General features: G+C 39.6%; 16 protein-coding genes and 1 pseudogene. 5 read left to right on the top strand and 12 right to left on the bottom strand.

Annotation, left to right across the window (positions count from 1 at the left end; genetic code table 11):
- Positions 1-233, top strand: a pseudogene (locus QL998_RS17785) (IS4 family transposase); the annotation flags it as partial.
- A gap of 56 nt (positions 234-289) precedes the next feature.
- On the opposite strand, the gene QL998_RS17780 reads toward QL998_RS17785, so the two are convergent.
- From QL998_RS17780 to QL998_RS17770, 3 genes are all read right to left on the bottom strand, one after another.
- On the bottom strand, positions 290-823 hold the full coding sequence (locus QL998_RS17780; RefSeq protein WP_290193195.1) for a hypothetical protein: 534 nt from the start codon (positions 821-823) through the stop codon (positions 290-292).
- Positions 824-922: 99 nt separating this feature from the next.
- Entirely contained in the window at positions 923-1,372 is a 450-nt protein-coding gene (locus QL998_RS17775) for a low molecular weight protein-tyrosine-phosphatase (RefSeq protein ID WP_290193194.1), read from the bottom strand.
- Between the two features lie 25 nt (positions 1,373-1,397).
- The gene (locus tag QL998_RS17770) at positions 1,398-1,904 is read right to left on the bottom strand and encodes a DUF3087 domain-containing protein (protein WP_138584151.1); all 507 of its coding nucleotides are present in this window, start codon (positions 1,902-1,904) and stop codon (positions 1,398-1,400) included.
- A 153-nt stretch (positions 1,905-2,057) separates the two neighbouring features.
- Here QL998_RS17770 and QL998_RS17765 point away from each other — a divergent pair, with 153 nt between their 5' ends.
- The 4 genes from QL998_RS17765 (at position 2,058) to QL998_RS17750 (ending at position 5,640) form a co-directional block, all read left to right on the top strand.
- Complete coding sequence (locus QL998_RS17765) at positions 2,058-2,693, top strand: energy transducer TonB (RefSeq protein ID WP_290193193.1); 636 nt, start codon at positions 2,058-2,060, stop codon at positions 2,691-2,693.
- A gap of 14 nt (positions 2,694-2,707) precedes the next feature.
- Positions 2,708-3,316, top strand: a complete 609-nt coding sequence (locus QL998_RS17760) for a sigma-70 family RNA polymerase sigma factor (protein ID WP_290193192.1) — start codon at positions 2,708-2,710, stop codon at positions 3,314-3,316.
- Positions 3,303-3,935, top strand: a complete 633-nt coding sequence (locus QL998_RS17755) for a hypothetical protein (RefSeq protein ID WP_290193191.1) — start codon at positions 3,303-3,305, stop codon at positions 3,933-3,935. Before QL998_RS17760 ends, QL998_RS17755 begins: the two co-directional genes overlap by 14 nt.
- A gap of 127 nt (positions 3,936-4,062) precedes the next feature.
- Positions 4,063-5,640, top strand: coding sequence for a hypothetical protein (locus QL998_RS17750; protein WP_290193190.1), 1,578 nt, complete (start codon positions 4,063-4,065; stop codon positions 5,638-5,640).
- Positions 5,641-5,902: 262 nt separating this feature from the next.
- Here the strand turns inward: QL998_RS17750 and QL998_RS17745 are convergent, their stop codons facing one another.
- The 9 genes from QL998_RS17745 to QL998_RS17705 all read right to left on the bottom strand — a co-directional run bounded on the left by QL998_RS17745 (position 5,903) and on the right by QL998_RS17705 (position 20,693).
- On the bottom strand, positions 5,903-7,645 hold the full coding sequence (locus tag QL998_RS17745) for a potassium/proton antiporter (RefSeq protein WP_290193189.1): 1,743 nt from the start codon (positions 7,643-7,645) through the stop codon (positions 5,903-5,905).
- 237 nt (positions 7,646-7,882) lie between these two features.
- A complete protein-coding gene (locus QL998_RS17740; RefSeq protein ID WP_182195269.1) occupies positions 7,883-9,259 on the bottom strand; it encodes a Na+/H+ antiporter NhaC family protein in 1,377 nt (458 codons plus the stop codon).
- A gap of 191 nt (positions 9,260-9,450) precedes the next feature.
- Entirely contained in the window at positions 9,451-11,109 is a 1,659-nt protein-coding gene (pbp4b, locus tag QL998_RS17735; RefSeq protein WP_182195266.1) for a penicillin binding protein PBP4B, read from the bottom strand.
- A 9-nt stretch (positions 11,110-11,118) separates the two neighbouring features.
- Positions 11,119-12,294 (bottom strand): DUF1343 domain-containing protein, encoded by a 1,176-nt coding sequence (locus QL998_RS17730; RefSeq protein ID WP_182195263.1) that lies wholly within the window; start codon positions 12,292-12,294, stop codon positions 11,119-11,121.
- A gap of 373 nt (positions 12,295-12,667) precedes the next feature.
- On the bottom strand, positions 12,668-13,462 hold the full coding sequence (locus QL998_RS17725; RefSeq protein ID WP_165744127.1) for a LytTR family DNA-binding domain-containing protein: 795 nt from the start codon (positions 13,460-13,462) through the stop codon (positions 12,668-12,670).
- A complete protein-coding gene (locus QL998_RS17720) occupies positions 13,462-14,445 on the bottom strand; it encodes a histidine kinase (protein ID WP_165744128.1) in 984 nt (327 codons plus the stop codon). The genes QL998_RS17725 and QL998_RS17720 overlap by 1 nt, the downstream gene beginning before the upstream one ends.
- Before the next feature lie 133 nt (positions 14,446-14,578).
- A complete protein-coding gene (locus QL998_RS17715; RefSeq protein WP_290193188.1) occupies positions 14,579-17,107 on the bottom strand; it encodes a glycoside hydrolase family 3 protein in 2,529 nt (842 codons plus the stop codon).
- A gap of 50 nt (positions 17,108-17,157) precedes the next feature.
- Positions 17,158-17,934, bottom strand: coding sequence for a family 16 glycosylhydrolase (locus QL998_RS17710; RefSeq protein ID WP_290193187.1), 777 nt, complete (start codon positions 17,932-17,934; stop codon positions 17,158-17,160).
- Positions 17,935-18,008: 74 nt separating this feature from the next.
- Positions 18,009-20,693: a TonB-dependent receptor gene (locus tag QL998_RS17705; RefSeq protein ID WP_024606266.1), complete on the bottom strand. Its 2,685-nt coding sequence runs from the start codon at positions 20,691-20,693 to the stop codon at positions 18,009-18,011.
- Between the last annotated feature and the right edge of the window lie 1,016 nt (positions 20,694-21,709).

Here is a 21,709-nt window from a genome sequence, read left to right as displayed (position 1 = left end):
TGTTATCTCCCAAAGCATGGAAGTTATTGTGGTTAAAGAGAATAAAAACACCATTGCCTGAAACTGCTCCAAATATGTCATGGGCGTATCAGGAACTGGCAAAGTTAGGAGGCTGGAAAGATACCAAACGCACAGGGCGTGCATCTGTGAAAGTGTTATGGAAAGGATGGCTTAAGTTACAAGCCATCCTGGAAGGCTACGATTTAGCAAAATCTCTTGAGTCAGATTTGTGATCAAGAGACAGCTTTTAGCGCCTTTTTTAATACCAACTAATACAAATCCTACGTAGTTAAAATTCATAACTTACGCTAATACCGCCATCGGCTCTTTTTTCATTGCTATCGCTTGCTTTACCGTAGCCCACATCTAGCTCTAATCTAAAACCAGCGCTGTTCAATCCATTAAAGTTGTAGCTGTACGTAAGCCCTATGCCGTTTGTTGTTTCTTCATCAAAAATACCGCCAATTACACAACCTAGCGTATTAGCAAAGTCAGTTGCTACATCATTAGTTGAACTTTCACACTCTTGGTCTGTATCTCTTGCACCAATAGCGCCCACTAGTACGCCAAAAGCATGTTTTTTATTATCGCTAACTGCTTGTTCAAAACCGGCTGAAAATCCATCATCAAGGCCTAGTTTATAATTTGCATACCAGCGTTGTGTGTCGTCGTTAGCCGATAAAGACACTTCAGGAATAACTAAGTAAGGATAGCCACCCCCAATCGAAAAACTAACATCGTTAGCAAAAGTAGAACAAGAAGCGATAGATAAAGTAGAACAAGAAGCGATAGATAAAGTGAGTAGTAATATTTTTATTTTCATAAAGTTCCCTTTGAGCAAGTATAAAATGTACTTACTTTAGGAACGCCATGCAATACGACTAAAAGCTCGTTAAATTTAGCTTTAGTAATAAAATAGGGATTAAATTTTAGCGAGTATTTTATCGCTAGCCGCTTCTATTAAATCGAGCACATTTTCAAAGCCATCATCGCCGCCGTAATAGGGATCGGGAATAGCGCTTTGGGCTTGCTCGCCATATTCTAAAAACAGCGCTAATTTGTACTGTAGATGCTCAGAGCACTGGGCTTTTAAATCAGCTAAGTTTTGCGTATCGGCCGCTAAAATTAAATCAAACTCAGTAAAGTCGCTTGTACGCACTTTACGTGAATAAATACCTTTAAAGCTGTAACCGCGCTTCTTCCCGGCTGCCATTGAGCGACTATCAGGCGTTTTACCTTCGTGATAGCCAATAGTCCCTGCAGAATCAACTTTAACGTTAACACCTAGCTTTTTAGCGCGGGCTTTTAATACCGCCTCTGCGGTTGGCGAGCGGCAAATATTACCTAAACAAACAACTAATATTTTTTTCATTAGACACTCCTTTAAACATTAAAAACTAAAACTGTTTTAAAATGCTTGCGTCATAATCTTCAACATTAAGCGTTACGTTATGTTGCGCTGCAACAGATTCAAGCTCAGCTTGTTTAATGGCTAAATCGTCCATAGTGATTAGGTTATCGTCAAGCTGCCACAATAACCGAGAGCCCGCGTAGCTATAATGAATTGCTAATAACGCATCGGCATTGCCTTCACGGCCAGCGGCTTTTAACTTAGCCATTTTACGGGTTATTTTATTAAGTGCTTTTTTAAGCTCCCACACATAAACAACTTCAGTCATAAAGCTATGTGTACGATATTTATTAAGTAACCACGCAAGCCCAACGCTTGTAATAACAACGCCTATTAAGTTCCAATGAAAGTGGCTACCACTTTCATCAGGAAATAAAGCAATCAGCGTTTGCGATATAGCCAAGCTGCCTACAGCCAAGCCAATACCACACCCTGCAATAACACGGTTTAAATGTTTACGGTAACGTGCTTTATTTATTTCAATGAGTTGCATAACAGCCTAAAAAGTTAATAAGTAAAAGAATGCGAATGGCTATTGTAACTAAACCCCACATTTTTTATAAAATTATTTCACCCTTTTTTGATTTACCACCCGTTATAGCTTTGAAAACACCCTAATTGTGGTCAATAAAATTTGGAGCGGCTTATGCACACACTTGAAGTACCTAACAACCCAGTATTTATTAAAACATCGACTGCCGTTATTGGTGGTGCAGTGATGACCTTTGTAGCTTTTGCGTTTATGCAATATTTAATAAGTGGCGAGCAACGCGCACCGGTAAAACCAGAAGGCGATATTATAGTAGAGATTTTTCAGGCACCTGAGGATTCAAAAGTCAGGCATATACAAAAAATACAGCCGCCACCGCCAATGCCTAAAGTGCCGCAAAAAGCTCCACCGCTTGATACATCAGCCGATCCTGTGCTGGCAATTAGCGACTTTACGCCAGTTACGATTGACGATTTTGGTGGCGACATTAACAATACTATTAATCGCCCTACTGGGGATGCAACACCCATAGTGCGCATAAACCCTAAATACCCAACTACAGCCGCGCGCGATGGTATTGAAGGTTGGGTACAACTAAGCTTTAGTATTTCGCCAACGGGGGAAGTAATCGACCCAGTAGTTATTAACGCCGAGCCAAAACGTACCTTTGACCGCGAAGCAATAAGAGCCATTAAACGCTGGAAATATCGCCCCAAAGTAATTGAAGGTGTGGCACAATTACAAACAGGTCAAACTGTACAGCTCGATTTTAAATTAGATAACTCTATTTAACGGACTAAACGCCTATGCTACTAAGTATTAAGTCATGGTTATTTGAAACGCCAAGCAAGGACTGCATGGCAAGTTACGCAAAAAGTGGCGACAATCGTTACTTAGAGCAGCTTATTGCCCTCTACAGTAACGACTTATACCACTACCTTGTTACACAATCTAATACGCATTTGGCATACGACGTAAGCCAACAAACATGGCTAAAAGTAATCGAAAAACGCCACCTTTACCAAGCGCAAACCACACCCAAAGCGTGGTTATTTAAACTTACCCGCAACACACTAATAGACGAATACCGCAAGCAACAACACTTTGTAGAGCTTGACGAAAACACACATTTAGCAGCACAAAATGATAAAAGCGAAAGCGACTTAACTAGTGGTCACTTAACTAGTCGAGATTCGCATATAGGCAGCTCAAACATAAGCTATGACGCGTTCGACGCCGCCCTAAAACAACTCAGCTTTGTACAGCGCGAAGCCATAACATTACAACAAGAAGGTTTTTCGCTCGCCGACATAGAACTTATAACGCAAAGCAGCCTCGAGACCATTAAAACAAGGCTGCGCTATGCCAAGCAAAACCTTAAACGTTTATTAGGAGCAAACAATGAACAAGCCTGATGAGCCGTTTGATCAAAAGCTCACACAACATTACAAAGAGCGAAAAGCGCGCACTACACTTACAAGCGCTCAGCAAAAAACGCTACTTAATAACGCTGTGCATGCAAAGCCTAAAAAGCCCACAAAGCTTAATTTTACGCTACAGCTAACCAGCCTTGCCTGCGCACTGGGTGTGTTTGCATTTATTGTGTTTGATAATAACAACGTAATAAATACAGAGCCTAAAACCGTACTTAACAGCGTATTTAACACCATCGACATTCACGACTATTCAATTATTAAAACACACGAAATAAATCAAGCAGGTAGCTACGCAAGCTCTATAAACGAGCAAAAACATGCGCTTGATAGCCAATTAGCTAACGATTTACGCCGCCACCAACAACGCCACATAGAATACGGCACGCTAGTGAAGGTTGATAACGACTGGTACATAGCTAGCTGTAATGACGAGGTGCTAGTGCAAATTAAGCACTCACTGTTAAGTGATTTAAAAGGAAAACACGCGGTAGAAAGTAATATAAATACGGGTGATATGTTAGCTATGGCGCATAACGGTAAAGGGCAGATTATAGCGCTTAAACATGCGGGCGCTGGAGTTAGGCAGTGTGGGGCTTAGCTTTATCAGATAAATGCTTATTTATAGAACAATAGTTGCACTATAAGTATTTAAACTAACTAACCCTGTCATCCCCCTAAGATTACGTTTACCATCTATGAAAAAGTAATTATATAAGGAAATAACATTGTCTAACGTTTGTATTCACGATGATTGCACACTAATCGGTAAATATAATGATAAATGCTCTCTTCATTGTAATAAGGGGGATTATTCAACTGATCGAATGAGCGGGAAGCTCTCCGATTTTTACGATGATCTATCTATATATATATACAAAGGCTTTTCTGACTCAACGATTAAGGGTATTTTTCAATACTTTTCTATGAATACAGACGATGAAGAAAAAAAAGAAAATATGGATTATTTATCTAAAAACCTACATCTTACTGAGGATTGCCAAACTATCCAGCAAGAAATTATTTATTTTAGAGATATAATATTTCCAACACGGGATTCGAGAGATAAGTTTGATTTTTTTAAGCTTTTTACACTGTTTAAGGGTTTACACTTCGATAGTTCAACAATAAGTTTTAGCAGTCTAAATCTACCAAATACCCAAGTTTTCTTTCAAGATTGTACATTTAAAAATGCATGGTCTATTCATTCATTTTCAATAATTGAGGATGTTAGTAATCAGACCCTTTTTCAAACTTGTAATTTCCTAAGAGAAGTTTCAAGTGCATCAATGGAAAATTCAAGAGACACACTTCGATTGGAAAACTATTTATTTAATGATTGTAAATTCAATAAGCAATTATCTTTTTACAGAGGTGCTTACAAAAAAAATATTTTCAATAATTCTAACGAATATATTCAAAAAATATCTGAATTAAATATAGAAAATTGTGAGTTTGAGGAAGGGTTATCTCTCAATAAAAGTGAGGTAGACACATTAAAAATTCAGAATATGGTATTCGAAGGAAAAGTTGAGCTTAAAGAGTGTGTTATTAGATATACTCTGATATCTAATGTTAACTTCAAGTCATTATTCGATGCTTACAAAACGAAATTTAACCAGTTCGAGATAAACCAAAGTATTTTTGATGACTTTTCGGGCTTTGAAAAATGTGAATTTGGCTGTAGTGCTAATATAAGCTTGAAAAAGATCGAATTTGAATATGTTACATTTCTCAATTTCACTAATTTTAGAAAAGCTAAATTTCATAATGGGTTAGATTTTGAACATACCAATTTAAAGGAGTCACCAAATTTTTTAAATGCAGAAATAAATTATCAAAATACAAACAGAGAAACCTTCAGAATCTTAAAGCATTCATTCGACAAGATCGGGAATCAAATTGAAGCCAATAAATACTTCGCTTTAGAAATGAGAAAGTACAAAGAAGAACTCAAAACTAAAAAGGGGTTGTCAGCCGAAAAAGCTGTCCTATGGCTGAATGAAAGCATATCCAATTTTGGTTCGAGTATATTTACTCCTCTTTTTTTCATGACGATAACAGCAATTATTTATTATTTTTCTGTTTTAGGTTATGAAAATAATTGCTTGTATAAAATATATGAACCTTTAAATGAATACATAATCAGTATTGCAAATATTGGCAATACCTTTGCCAAAGGAATACCGCCATATGGTAGATTTTTAAAAGAGGGGATGGAGTTTGTAACTTTGATTTACCATATCTTCTTTTTAATGTTTACTTGGCACTTTATCGTCGCAGTAAAACGATGTACTAAAAGATAAGCGTATAGTCGAAACAAAAAAGCCTGCAATAAGCAGGCTTTTGAGAACTAAATTCTTATAAAACAATAACTCTTGTAATAAAGTAAGTAAAAATAAGGCTAACGCCCGACGCGCCAGCAAGCTGTACGCCTACAATAAACACTACACATACTTAGCTTTGGGTGTGCTCATTGCATTGGAGAACCGTTGGGTTTCGTGTCACTCAACCCAACCTACGTCCGCTATAACGCGGTGTCACCACTTAATAAATCATTGTTAATGATTACGGCTTTAAAAGTCGCTTTTCTGGATTATTTAAATACTTTAAGCCAATGGTAACTATGCGTGTATGCACCATTGTTATAACGCGTATTTGCACATTACCAATAACAACAATATCGCCTTTACTGACTTCTCCTGAAAGCTTTTGGTTGATCACTTCTTCCAAGCTTATATCTTCTGGGGCGTCTATTTGCATGTGATAAGAGTAAAATATATCGCCTACCAACGTTACCCCTTTCACTTTAAGTTCGTTATGCGCTAAGTAGCTATCTTGGTGGTTTGTTTTATCGGTTGCTGTAAAAACTAAATCAACAAAAGGTCTGTTATCTGGTTTTAAAACAACAAATAAGTGATCGTTTGGTTTTAACTTAGTTGAACCCCGTGGCGGTATGATTGACGGACCCCGTGTGATCATAGCAACAACCACACTCTCAGGAAGTGCAGCATGTGACAAACTGCGCCCAGAAACCCGAGAAACGTCACTTAAGGTATATTCTACAATTTCTATATCAATATCGTTTAGGGCTGTGATTTCGAGTGTTGCAGCGGCTAGGTCGGGCGGCGGCTCTACTAAATTTAGCTTTTTAGCCATCCACGGCATTGTTGAGCCTTGTAACGTGGCTGAAATTAACACCACGAAAAAAACGACATTAAAAATAAGTTCAGCCCCTGAAAGGCCAAATAATAATGGGAATATAGCTAAAATAATGGGTACTGAGCCTCTAAGGCCAACCCAAGATACAAAAAGGGTTTCGCGATTATTAAAGCCAAACAGTTTTAAAATAGGCGCTACCGCTAATGGGCGAGCAACAAAAATGAGTGCCAGTGCAATAAGCAGTCCTTCTAGCCATACATCAACCAATGACGATGGGTTAATAAGGAGTCCTAATACAACAAACATGGTTATTTGCCCAAGCCATGCTAAGCCGTCATGAAACAGAAAAATACCGCGTTTATATACAAACTTACTGTTACCTAAAATAACACCCGTTATAAATACAGCTAAAAAGCCACTGCCGCCAAGCGTTGCAGAAAGGCCAAATGAAAGCAGTCCAAATGCGGTTACCATCACTAAATACAAACCCGATGCATTTAGTTTAATTCGATTAATAAACCAAACCGATATTTTACCAATTAAAAGACCACAAATAGCGCCAACACCCATTTGTTGAGCAAATAACTGTAGTAATTCCAGCCCTACTGGCATGTCATTAACGAGCATTTCGAGCAAACCAACCGTTAGAAAAATAGCCATTGGATCGTTCGAGGCGCTTTCTATTTCAAGGGTCGATTTAAGCTTTTTATTTAAGTGAATACCCGCACTTCGTAAAAGTGCAAACACTGCTGCGGCATCTGTAGAACCAACAATGGCGCCCAGTAATACACCTTGTAATATGGGTAGGTCTAAAATATAAGTGGCCACAAGGCCTGTAATTACAGCGGTAAATAACACACCGATGGTTGCTAAAGCAGACGCGGGTTTCCACACTTGTTTAATTGAACTGGTGGGCGTTTGTAAGCCACCATCAAATAGAATAATAGCAAGCGCTAGAGTACCCAGAGCATGTGCGGCCTCTGCGTTGTCGAATGAAATACCTGCAATACCATCTTCACCTGCGAGCATACCTACAAGTAAAAATAGCACCAGCACTGGTAAGCCAACGCGTGCAGATAACTTGCTCGAGATCACTCCAAGTAAAATTAAAATGGCACTAACGAGAATGATATTATCAATTGCAAACATAGTGTGGATTTACAGCCTTATATGAGTTAAAAAGTAAGAATTTATAGCTACCAAAAAGCTTAAAGCTCATGCTATACAATAACCTAAAAAATATAAATACGGGTACTTCAGTCTATATTTAAATAGTTTATTTAATAGCTAGAGCGTCGTTAAGTTTGGTATTACTAGCCTCGGTCTTAATTTAAAAACAAAAAAGCCTGCAATAAGCAGGCTTTTGACTATTTAAGCAATTGTATTTTATAAAACAATAATACTTGTTATTAAGTACGCTAAAAACGTAAGGCCGCCACCAAATAAGGCATACGGTAGCTGTGTTTTAACGTGGGTGAGTAAGTCACACCCCGATGCAATAGCAGATACAGCGCTGGTGTCGGATATAGGCGAGCAATGATCGCCAAATATACCACCACCCAAAATAGCACCAACAACAAGCGATGGCGGTAAACCTAGCGCTTGAATAAGTGGCACACCAATTGGGATTAATATAGCAAACGTACCCCACGATGTACCTGTAGTAAACGACATAACTGCGCCGGTTAAAAACAGCACCGGTACTATTAGGTAAATAGGTAAGTAGTCACCAACAAGTGACGCTACAAATACGCCAGTACCCAACTCTTTTAAGCTTGCGCCAAGTGTAAGCGAAAGCAGTACAATGGCGACTAGCGGCATTAATTCGCCCATACCTTTAAAACCGGTATCAACTAATTGATGGTGCGTAAATTTACGAGAACCAATCATTAAAAAGTAAGCGACAACAATGGCTAAAACCGTTGCATATAATACTGATTTAGAGCCGCTGCCCTCGGCTAATACACCATTACCGGTGTAGTACATAAAGCCAACCATGCTGGTAATAAGCGTAATAAGCGGGATTAACATGTAACGCGCTCTAGAGCCTTTTACTTCTTCTTTTAAGTCAGTTGTTTGAAGCTCTAGTTTTTCTTCGGCTTCTTTCATTGGGCCATGCACTTTATCAAACGCGATGGTATAAAAAACAATGGCAAGGGTAATTATGGCGTAAAAGTTATACCCTACGCTGCCCCATAACACTGATACAGCCGACTCACCTAGCTCATAGTTACCTAACAAACCAAGTACAAATGCGCCCCAGCCGTTAAGTAGTATTAAAATACACACTGGCGCACTGGTGCTGTCAATAATGTACGCTAGACGCGCTCGGCTCATTTTAAATTTGTCGAATAAGCCACGCGATAAAATCCCTGAGGTAAGTACGCTCAAGTTAGATTCTATAAACACCGCAATGCCGGTAAACATGGTTAAAAAGCCCACTTGGCGCTTACTTTTTGCAATTCCTTTGTTCATTAACATATTAACAGTTGCTGCAACGCCGCCAGATTCGCGAATGTAGGCAAGCAAGGCACCTATTAAAATACTAAATATTAATATGCGTGTATTACCTGGCGAGCTGGCAACCGAAATAATACGTTCAATGGTATTTAAAAAAGTGTCAAACAAGCTATTACCTTCGCCCTGAAAGGCGAGTAAAAACTCAGAAGAAGCAACAGCAACAAGTAGCGCCATAATCACTTCTTTTCGCCAAAACACGATAGCAATCGCAATTAGCGGCGGTAAAATAGAATACCAATGCATAAAAAGTTAACCTTAATTATTAGCGAGCCACTCTCGCTTTGTACGCGTTTTATCGCTTATTTGTTAAGCCTAGCAGCATAAACTGGCTTAGATTTGTAAACCGCTTAGCTTAATGGATTGCCTTACTCAAGTCACCTGTAAATAAATCACTTAGAGTAATGCTGTTAGTACGTTTTAACCTATACGATAGCTTATTGATTTAGTAGCGCTTCATAAATAAGCGACACCACCGATCCGTACTGCGCGGTTTCAAATTGTTTACCTGTAAATTCGTAACGTTTTTGCGAGCCTTTAATTGCGCTATGGCGAGCATTGGTAAGTAAAACAATAGCTAAATCGTAAGCGGGGTCAATTACGGTCACTGTACCCGTCCAACCTGTGTGCCCATAAGCCTGCGCACTTGCATAAGGGCCAAAGTGCCAGCGCCTTGCTTGATTATTACCAGCAAGCCTAAAGCCAAGCGCGTAGGTCTCATCGCTTGATTGCGGCGTTAAAAATTGTGCTAAGGCGCTTGCACTAAATAATTGTTGGTCGCCGTAGCCACCATTATTTAGTAATAGCTGGCAAAGCACCGCTAAGTCGTGAGCGTTACTAAATAATCCTGCATGCCCTGCTACGCCATCAAGTGAGTAGTAAGCGCGCTCATCATGCACTTGGCCTTGTAAAACCCCAGTTCGAACATTATCAAACTTAATGCGCCCGTCTCGTGTGTTGCCGCTAAGCTCAGTAGCTGCAAATTGCTGTGGCTTAAAGCCTTTTTTAAGTGGATTAAATAACGTGTTAGTTAATTTTAGTGGCGCGTACACTTGCTGCTCTAGGTATTCGTCAAGGGGCTGCCCAGTTATGCGCTCAATGAGTACGCCTAAAATCATGTAATCAATATCTGAGTAAACATGCTGCCTAGATGATTTACTACTAAAAGGCACGCTGGTGAGTAATAGCTGTTTGGTGGTTTTACTGTTTTGCGAATAAAACGCGTCGCCGTAGCTGCCATCTTTACGATGAAAGTCAAATACTGGCGGGTATCCGGCGCTGTGTGTGAGTAAGTCTTTTACTGTGCGCTTTGCTCGCCCTTCACCTTTATATTCGCTTAGGTAGCTTTGTACGGATTTATTAATATTTAATAACCCTTCGCTTACTAATTTCATAAGTGTAAAGTTTGTGGCAAATATTTTGGTGTTTGAGGCAAGATCAAACAAGGTATTAGTTTGCATGGGCTCTGGGCGAAGTAGCATTAAATCACTTTGCTGATATTGCTTTGCATCGCCATAGGCGGTTAACTTTATTAGCTCACCGTTTTTAACAACGGCCAATACAGCCCCAGGAAAACCTGCTTTAACATCGCGTTCAATTAATGTGTCTACTTCAGTAAAATCTATATGCTTTTTTGGTTCATCGCTTAAAGTAGGAAATGCAAAACGCAGCGTTAAACTCGCGCCAGCAGGGAGAATATTTTCAACTTTAAAGGTATTAACACCGTTGTGAGTATTTTTTGCCAAACTGTAATTGTATAAGGTGTTGGCGCTTAGTTGGTTAACGTCGAGCTTTTTATTATTAATGTAAATATCGGCGCTTTGTGCGTTGTGGTTTTGTATTAATAATTGCCCGCGCCCTTTGTAAGCTTTAAACGTTCCTCGGTTATTTACATAAAACCGGCTACTTGGATTTACCTCTGGAAACGTTACAACCACTTGTGCATTAGGCAGCTCTACAAGCTGGCTTTTTGTAAGTGGTAGCACCGAGCTAATAGGCTCAGGTGGTGTACTACAACCCACAATAATAAAGCTCAATGCCACTATAAATGCTTGTTTGATATAACCATACCTTTGATTTTTTAAAGCAATAAACATGCTTAGCCCTTATTTATATAACAAGTAAGGCGCTCTTTGCGCTTTAAATTGTGCAAGTCCCGCCTGCCAGCTTTGTTTTATTTGCGCTTCTGATTGCCCTGCTTCAATAGCTAAGCGCAATTTATTAGTACCCGCTAGCTTATTCATAAAGTCAGCACGCTCAAAAAACGAGATGTTATTTTTACTAAGCTCCGTGTACGCATTTATTAAGTAAGTTAAATTTAAACCTGTAATATTTGCTTGTCTTAAATCGAGCCCTTGCACGGTTTGGTTTTTAAATTTAGGGTTTAAAGCAGCGCCTTTAATTGCGCGCGGTGTAAAATTAAAATCACCTAATGCTACTGGCGAATAGCCAATTACTTGAAATGCAAAGTCGGTGCCTCTACCAATGCTAATAGGCGTTGCCTCAAAAAAGCAAAGTGATGGGTAAAGCGCAATGGCTTGATCGTTAAGTAAGTTAGGGCTGGGTTTTACAGGCAAGCTGTATGTACTTTTGCGAGTGTAATGATCAACAGGGATCACCGTTAATTTTAAATCGGGCGCTTTATTGATCCAGCCCTCGCCCTTGATCATTTTGGCAAGTTCGCCAACGGTCATGCCGTGTAAAACAGGAATTGGGTGCATTCCTACAAACGATTTAAATTCTGGCTCTAATATTGGCCCATCAACGTAGGCAATATTTGGGTTGGGCCTGTCGAGCACTAAAAATTCTATCCCCTGCTCTGCAGCGGCTTCCATCATGTAGTGCATAGAGCTTATGTAGGTATAAAAACGCACTCCCACATCTTGAATGTCAAAAATAATCACATCAACATCGGCTAAAGCAGCTTGGCTTGGTTTTTTATTTTTACCGTAAATAGAAATAAGTGGAATACCTGTTTTACCATCAACGGCATTTTTCACATGGGCGCCCGCATCGTGATCGCCACGAAAGCCATGCTCAGGTGCAAAAATTTTAGTTATATTAATATTTTTAGTCAGCAGCGCATCTACTAAGTGAGTTTGCCCCACCATTGATGTTTGATTAACGACTAGCCCTACACGTTTATTTTTTAACTGCGGTAAATATTTAGCATATTGTTGCGCACCTACTACAAGTGAGTTATTAACTTCGTGGGCGTGCACGCTTGCAATAAAAATGGCGCTAAAAATAAAAAATAAAGTAATAAATAGGGTTTTAAACATACTGCAATATCCTTTTAAACAAGGCGTTTAAAATAACATAGCTAAGTTTAAAGAGCAGCTTAGGTTTTAATAATTAGCGGTCAGCGGTCAGCGGTCAGCGGTCAGCGGTCAGCGGTCAGCGGTCAGCGGTCAGCGGTCAGCGGTCAGCGGTCAGCGGTCAGCGGTCAGCGGTCAGGTAATAAAAATAAAACACCGAGCCTTTTGCAAGCGCAATTTTTATATTGTTGGCGGGAGTTTACCTCGCGCAGGTTTTAGGTTTTAGGTTTTAGGTTTTAGGTTTTAGGTTTTAGCAATGAGAAACTGTGTTTCTAACGTGAGTAAGCACTACGTCCACATTGATAATGTTGACGATGGTGTAACTAAAAAACCACCGTTATTGTTTTATTAAGCTCTTTAAGTTTTTACTGTACGTTCTACTTACCTTGAGTGTTTTTTCGTTATCTAACACCGCCATATATTCAGAATTACGTAATGGGTTGAGCTGTTTAATGTGGCTTAAATTAACAATCGTTGATTTATGTATGCGTAAGAAGTCTTCTGGCAGGGTATTTTTTTCAAGATCTTTTAAACGCGCTCGCATTACATGGGTTTCAGCCAGTGTATGAACACACATATAATCGCCTGCGGCATCAATCCATAAAATATCTTTAAACGGAATTATTTGAATTGGGTTTTTAGCATCTTGGATGACCAAGTTTTCGGCTTCAAATTTATACTCTGAGTTTTTTGAGCTTTCTAATTCTTGATGCTCGTTTTCTATCAGCGATTGGTGTACTTCAATCAATGTGTTTTTTCTGTGGAGTTGCTCTGTTTTTACTACTCTTTCTATGGCTTCTGATAGGCGAGCTAATTTAACGGGCTTGAGTAAGTAGTCAAGGGCTCTTACCTCAAATGCTTTAACGGCATGCTGGTGAAACGCAGTAACAAAAATAACCGCTGGGCAGCTTTCTGGTTGAAAATGTTTAATTAGTTCAAAGCCTGATTTTGTTGGCATTTCTATATCTAGAAAAACTAAATCAACGTCATGTTTGTTAAGTACGTTAATAGCTTCATCAACACTTTGTGCACTGCCAATCACTTCAATTTCAGCAAAGGCTTCTAAACGAATACGCAAGCCTTCAATAGCGCTGTATTCATCATCAACAAGTAATGTTTTTAATTGAATCATTATTGCAAACCATTAATAGGAAGAGAAATACAAAGCCATGCGCCGCCTGATTTGGCATTGCCTTTTTCAATGCGATGACTATTTCCATACATTAATTTTAAGCGTTGCTCGCAATTAGCCAAGCCAATGCCCCTTTTAGATTTTTTATTGTCGTCAAACCCTTTACCAGTATCTGCAACTTTAATGAGCAATGCGGATTTTGTTTTTTCAACATTAATTGTGATCACCATTTTTTGATCTGCTCGCATACCATGTTTTAACGCGTTTTCTACCAATGGTTGAATTAATAAAGAAGGTATTAATAAATCGTTGCATGGTTCATCAACGCTAATATTAACCTCTAACCGGTCGGCAAATCGACATTGCTCTATATCTAAGTAGGTTTTTAATATGGCAATTTCTTCTTTAATCGCTACTTTTTCAAGTGGATCGGTATACAAGCTATGGCGCAGTAGATCACAAAGCTTTTCGAGCATATTAACTGCCTGCAAACTTTCTTTTTTTAAGATTAAGGTGCAAATAGCATTAATGCTGTTAAACATAAAATGCGGATTAAGCTGATATCGAAGCATTTTTAGCTGTGACTCTTTCGCTAGGTGTGTCGCTTCAGCGGCTTTTTGAGTTTGCTCTAAATTGTCGAGATATATTTTGATCCCGTAATAAAAAGCAGTCCACGTTGAGAGCATAGTTAACGATGCAGACGTCCATGTACCAAAGTCAAACCATGTCATTGAAAGCCACCAATTGCCATATAACCACTGCAAAGACGCCCATTTAATTTGTGTCCAAATGAATGTGGCAGTTAACAGCAGCACCAGATGCAGTGCTATTTTAACTTTAATCCCTTGCCTATTTGAGCAGTTATAAGCCCTTCTTAAAAGTAAGGTGATTAAAAAGCCACACGCTACATCAATAATTAAATGCGGAATGTGTATCGACCATGGCTCGTCGCTTGGTATTTTTATCATTAGCTCGGTCAACATTGCATACACAATCCAACCGCAGCTCTGAAACAACCAGAAAAGATGACTTCTGGGATTTTTGGAATTCAAATTAATACGTCCAACTTTAAAGGCAGTTGAATAGCTTACTTATTATCAACTGCCTTTGCCTTATTTATTTTGAGCACGTGATTGATAATGCGTCATTATTAGGTTTTGCAGTCAACGCGATATCTGCAACTGCTAAACTTAAACGCTGAGCTGAAATACGAATTACATCTGACATGGTTTGTTCAATCAGTTCGCTATCGGCGCAATTGAGTGCGATTGATAAAGTATGCCAGCGCTTATCTGCCATTGTTTTTTCAAACGATGAAAAATCAATACTTCTTAAACAGTTATCTAAATTACACATTACTTGTAACTGTGCACCTTGCTCTGGAGCTTTATCTAATCGCATTTTTAGCTCAAGGTAACCTGATTTAAATTTGCGTTCGAGTAGCGTAGGTTTTAAGTAACTTAGGCTAAGCGTTGCATCTGAGGATTGAGATTGCCACTTAAACTGCCTTGCATCCTCTTGATACGATAAATTAACCGATTGCATTAACAAACTTTTTTTATCGCCACTGGTGGCCGATGAACCACTAGTTAAAACCTTTGCTGTTGTATCGGCCAACGCCCATGTGACATTTTTAGCTAAACTTTTTACAAACAGTGGATGTGCATCGCTTTTAACGATTTTTTTAGGGCTCGTTGCTTCACTCACAATAGGCATATTTATTGCGTCATGATAAGTTAGCCCGTAGCCGTAGGCAAAGAGCGGGTCGTAATCTACATCCCCTAAGTTAAGGCTGAATTGATTGTCGTATTTAGGCCACGAAAAACTCAACTTACCGGTAAAATCAAACTGGCTGTTACCGTTTTTATCTGTTAATAATACGTCTGCAACCCCCTCACCCTCAGAGCCTGGTAACCATGCAGCAACAAAGGCATCCGATGCATTGAGCTCTTTACTGACCCAAAGCGGGCGACCACTTAAAAATACGGTAACTACCGGAATATTGTCTGCCTTAAGTTTTTTCAGCAGTGCAAGGGCATGTTTGCTTTCATCCTGAAACTCTAGCATTTCTATATCACCAAACCACTCAGCATAAGGCTCTTCACCAATAACAACAATGGCTACATCTGGCTTGGTTTTATATTCACCAGACTCACTTAAGCTTATTTCACCGCCTGCTTTTAATACTTGCGACTTTAAACCTGCATAAATAGAGGTCGCATTAGGAAAGTCACTATTGGTATTGTCTGTGCCCTGCCAAGAAACACTCCAGCCACCCGCTTGCATATTAATTGCATTCGCGCCTTTGCCGGCAACTAAGATGCGGCTACTCGCTTTGATTGGCAGCACGTTTTCGTTGTTTTTTAATAGAACGAGTGACTTACGAACAGCTTCTCTTGCTAACGTACGATGCTGGGAGGCACCTAACCACTGTGAGTGTTGTGATTCAGGTCGTGAAGATGGCTTTCCTTTAACAAAAACACCCCAGCGGATTTTAGCCCTTAAAAAACGTCTAACGGCATCGTTAATTCTTGATTCGGCTATTACACCGTCTTTCACTTGCTTAACAGTATTATGATAAAACGCTTCAAAATGCTCTGGTACCATAATCACATCAACGCCGGCGTTAATTGCTTGCGCACATTGCTCTAAATCGCAGCCTTCTACAAACTTGTGAGCATTCCAATCACTGACTACAAACCCATCAAAACCAAGTTGGTTTTTAAGTACATCCGTTAATAAGTGTTTATCGCCATGCACACGTTTGCCATTCCAACTATTAAAGGATGCCATCACTGATTGCACACCTTCATTAATAGCGGAAAAATAACCTGCGCTGTGAATATCTCTTAATCCTTTTTCATCGATAAGCGTATTTCCGCGATCAACGCCTCGCTCTGTACCACCATCGCCCACAAAATGTTTTGCGGTTGCAATACGGTTACTGCCTTTTAAAAAGTCAGCCCCTATATCACCTTGAATACCTGTCACCATACTACCTGCATACAGCCTAACTAATTCAGGGTCTTCTGAGTAACTTTCATAGGTTCTGCCCCAGCGATCATCTCTGGCTACAGCGACAGTAGGAGCAAAACTCCATTCAATCCCAGTGGCTGACACTTCTTTCGCTGTTGCTTGGCCTATGCGTTTAATTAAGTCGGCATCATGCGCAGCTCCTAAGCCAATATTGTGCGGAAATAACGTAGCGCCATACACATTACTATGTCCATGCATGGCATCAGTACCCCAAATAGTCGGTATTGCAATACCGTCTTTCGTTGAGTCCATTGATGCTAGGTACATTTCATCGGCATATTTTAACCATGTGGCCTGATCAGCGCGTTTGTCGCCATAGGGGGCTGTATTACCGCCATTTAGGTATGAACCAAACCCATATTTGCGCATTTGTTCAACACTTAAATAACCAATTTCGGGCTGAATCATTTGTGCTACTTTTTGCTCTATGGTCATCTTTGCGAGCAGCTGTTCAATTTGCGCTTCTACAGCGGGATCGCGTTTGAGCTTAGTGTTCACATTCGGCCATTTTACCTGCACATTTTCAGCACTATATGAATACTGACATGTTAACGCGGCAACTAACGAAAATAGGCAACGTAATAATTTAGAATTTTTGATCTGAAACATTAAAAACCTTCGAGTAAAAATATCGTTTTAAAAAACATGAAGCGATTGATTTAATTTGGAATATATTCAATAAAATCATAATAGGCCCACGACGGACTGCCATAGTATTGACCAGGAAAGTAATTGCCTTCGGTTGAGTTATCACCATTCCATTGGTTGATCATTATTTTTGTATTATCTATAGGCCATGCATAAGCAGGGATCTCGTTGCTAGCTAGCACTTTGTCTCCATTGTCTTTGTATACCACCCTAATTGTTTGCTCATTTCCTTGAGCGTCGTAGAGGTACCAGCGAATCGAGTTGCTAGACCAATCAAAACCGATGGTTAATAAATTTTCTCTGTAATCAAGCCCAAACTGACTTAGGTCGATGTCCTTTTCCCAGCTTTGATAAGTACCACCTTGCGGCTGGTAAATCACATTGGTATGAACAACGTTTCCAAGAGAGGGTAAAAGCTCAATATCTATCTCTTGCCATGCTCTGCCGGGGGAGTCCCACCACGATGTGTAAGTAAAAATAGAAGACACAGTGCCTTGCGTATTTCCTGACTTAACACTGCCTTGTACCTTACCAAAGCCATAAAAATTATTACTTTGCAGCTCAGCACATGCGCCTTGTGATAATGAAAGCGTGATCCCCTGTTGACTTGGGTTAATCATTCCAGGGGCAAATTCACAGCCAAAGGGCGAGCCATTATCGCCACTTCGCGCATTCCAAATCGATGTGTCATAACCCCACGAAAAATTATCTTTAAAATAATTGGCATATGTACACGGCGAGATAAATAAAATACCACTCACCAAGGTGCTAATAAGCTTAGTTTTCATTATTGATCCTTATTTAAATTGCACGCCTACCACAGTGTATAATTACTGTGACAGACGTAATTTGGTGAGGTTATCTAAAATGAAAAACCAGCTCTTACACCGTAATACCTTGGCATGCCAAAGCTGCCTTTAGGAATGCCTTTACTGGTGTTGTTCCAATACTGAATCGTTTCATCAGAGGCATTATTTACAAATGCTTCTGCGAACCAATTTTGTCCTTGCGGTTCATACTTGATTGAGGCATTGAATACGGCAAACGCATCGCGGCTATCGTCAATGTATTTTGTCGCCTCGTCCGATACGCTAAAGTCCATATCATCTAAGTGTTTATCAACATTCCATACTGTTGAGTACGACTCATCTTTCCAGCTCGCATTAAGCCAGCTATGAATAAAACCATATTCACCTAAATCAAACGTATGTGTGTAGCTGATGTTCGCCGTGAACTTAGGCGTCATCGCTAGGTTATTACCTTTAAGGTTGGTTGATAGCAGTGTATTTTCAGGGTTTTTTGATTCCTCATAAGAAATATCAAAAAGATACTCAGCATCGTAATCCCATTTAGTATTCCAATCGTCCGTCACTTTAGCATCAGTCCAGGTTACATAACCGGTGATACGCCCGCTTGGGTAAGGCTTCCAATCAAACTCAAGCTCAATACCTTTGATTGTTGAACTAGGAACATTTTGTGTGTAATAAGCTATAACTGGCTTGTTTTGAAAATCGAGTACTGGCTCGCCATTTCCATCTAAAACGGGAGAACCATCTTCATCTTCTACCACAGATAAACGCTCTACGTTACCGATTGAGCCCACTGATGCGTATTGCATGTCGGTGTAATCTGTGTAGAAAAATGCGGCTTTTAGGTTTAATGAATTATCAAAAAAGCTCGATTTAGCGCCAAGCTCCCATGTAAGTACTTCTTCTGGATCAAACTTAGTTTCAAAGCGTGTAACGTCACCGGTTCTGTCATTTACGACCTCATATACATCACCAATTCCGCCGGCTTTAAAACCACTGGCAAGGTAGGTATAAATCATAGTTTCAGGTGAGATGTCGTAGTCTAAACCAACACGAAAATCATGATGCTGCCAACTTCCTTTATTATCGTTTGCAAAATATGATGCATAAATTGAAGGATCTTCGTAGTAATCAACTGGCAAATTATTTAGATCAGTTCTATTTAACCAACCTACGGCGCAGCCATCGGCATTAGAACAGCGATATGTTTTACCCCCTTTATCTTCTTTCGTTTCATCACTAAAACGATAACCAAGTGTTAGATGTAATTTTTCAGTTAAATTGTATGTACCTTGACCAAACAAAGCGAATGCATCTGTGGAGCGATCAGGTTGATCCCAAAAGGCTTTATCATCCATCGGGTTATCGTAATAACCTAAGGTCGTGGTTTTTTCGTGGAAATAGTTAGCACCGACAATCCAAATAAAATCGCCGTATTCGTCAGATTGTAATTGCACTTCTGTAGAAAATGATTTAGCGCCAGTGCCATCTAAAAAGTACGTTGCCCCATCCCAAGGATCGAGGCCGACTTCGCTATCTTGTGCTGAAGAGCGTTCCATATCCTCATAGCCAAGTAGCCACACAAGCGAATATTCATCATTTATATCGTAGTTAAGGGTATTTCTAAGATAGGTGATATCTAAATTAAGCTTACCAGGCACATTCACAACAGCTTGATATGTATTATCACTGGGTAAAAAGTTTGTGCAATCGCCACCCAACTCAGCACTTCTACCACGAATTTTATCGCAGTTAACTAAATCGAGATTGTTATTACTGTTATTAACATACTTTTGAAAAACGGTATGATTTGAAAAGCTGCCATCTAACGGCTCCCAAAGTGTACTAATTCTAAAAGAGTATTCATTAGCATTGTTATAAAAGTCATCTTTTTCAGCGGGTGTTAATTGGCGAACTTTTTGCGCCTCTGGATCAGTTCCTGCGCCATCTATCCACCAGTTTTCTCGCTGCGTGACAGTTTGACCAATACCTTGATAAGAATCCTCGGATATAACTGGAGCATTGAGTATATCGTCGCTTAATCGTCTTGAGTCATATTGGTTGGGATCGTAGTAACCTTCGAGATAAGAGTCGCGTTTTAGACCTTTGCCAGAAAACCGTACTGCAAATTCGTCATTAATTGGAATATTGATTACACCACCAATATTTTTGCTGTTGTATTTACCTGCTTCAACATTCACATTGCCATATAAATGAGTGAATTCAGGCTTTGCTGAAATAACATTTATGCTACCAACTGTTGAATTTCGGCCAAATAACGTTCCTTGTGGGCCCCTTAATGCCTCAACTCGTTCAATGTCATACATCAGAGCTAGTGCTCCTTGCATTCTTGGTGAATAAACACTATCAAGGTGCACACCAACAGCAGGGTCGCCAAGCTCGGTAATATTAGTAGAACGTACGCCACGCATCGAGATAACTGGTGCTGATTGATCCGTCGCTGTGGAGATATCTAACCCTGGCACTAGGTTAGCTATATCTTTAACGCTGTTAACCCCATTTTGTCTTAGCTCTGCTTCAGTCAATGCCGTAATGGCAACTGGGGTTTCCATAAGTCTAGTTTTACGTTTAGTTGCTGTTACAGAAATAATTTCTAACGAGCTAGCTTTTTTCTCTGGTGTTTGTATTTCTTCAGTGGAAGCCTCTTGAGCATGAAGTGGCATTGAGCAAGCCAATGCAACGGCTATTGATAATGCTGTTTTATTTATTGTGTGCATGTTCGACCTTTTGATGTGTGTGAACGTTAATTTTGTAACTTTTATGTAACAGCTTCACAGTATCCATAGGGTCTTTTTTGAATACTAGTCAAATACGCCAAAGCGAGTTAGATATAATACAAGCCGATATTAGAACGTATTGGATTAGAGTTTTTAAACAGTAGACCTTCAATTTTATGAACTCAAAGCGAACTTACGCCTTATTTTACAGTTTACTTTGAATAAAAAACCGACTTTCATCGGTTTATTTTCTATTAACCTAATTAGTAATAGAAATGCTAAGCGCAGGACGTATCTTGTAAGAGTGAACCTATGACCGTTTGATTCGTAGCTAGAAGAAGCGGCACTTCTACGTGAGTAAGCTCTTCGCCTACATTGAAAAGTTGGCGGTGGTATTATTTGTAGATCGTAGCTTAAAGGCGTTTAAATACTCATGGTGATTTTGGACTTCTCATTTACTCCTCTTTCACTTTTCTTTGTGCATTTTAGTTTTTAAGGGCGTTATTCACAAAGAGGTTAAGAGGCGCTGCGCTTTTAGAGAAGTGATTAAAACATTATAAATCAGAAGCTGCGCTTCTAACGTAAGCAAGCCCTACGTCTACATAAAAAGTTGCGGTGATATTATTTATAGACCGTAGCTTACAGGCTTTTAAATGGTGATTTTGAACTTCTCATTTACCCCTCTTTCACTTTTCTTTGTGCATTTTAGTTTTTAAGGGCGTTATTCACAAAGAGGTTAAGAGGCGCTGCGCTTTTAGAGAAGTGATTAAAACATTATAAATCAAAAGCGACGCTTTTAACGTAAGCAAGCTCTACGTCTACTTGGAATTTTAACTGTGGTGTTTAGTTCGGTTTAACTGATAGCTGAAGACTTTCTCAAACTTCAGGCACATCGAGTAGGGTGAGGCTTTTGCCTCATCCCTCTCACAGAACCGTACGTACGGGCCTCGTATACGGCTCCTGTATTCTTCTATCCCTTCGGCTTATTTTCTAAACGCCGATTGAGCAAGCCATCC

This window comes from Pseudoalteromonas sp. APC 3691, from assembly GCF_030408135.1.
In the GTDB taxonomy this organism is placed as follows: Bacteria; Pseudomonadota; Gammaproteobacteria; order Enterobacterales; family Alteromonadaceae; genus Pseudoalteromonas.
The sequence above is the reverse complement of the archived record's forward strand: the minus strand, read 5'-3'. Positions and strand labels throughout refer to the sequence as shown.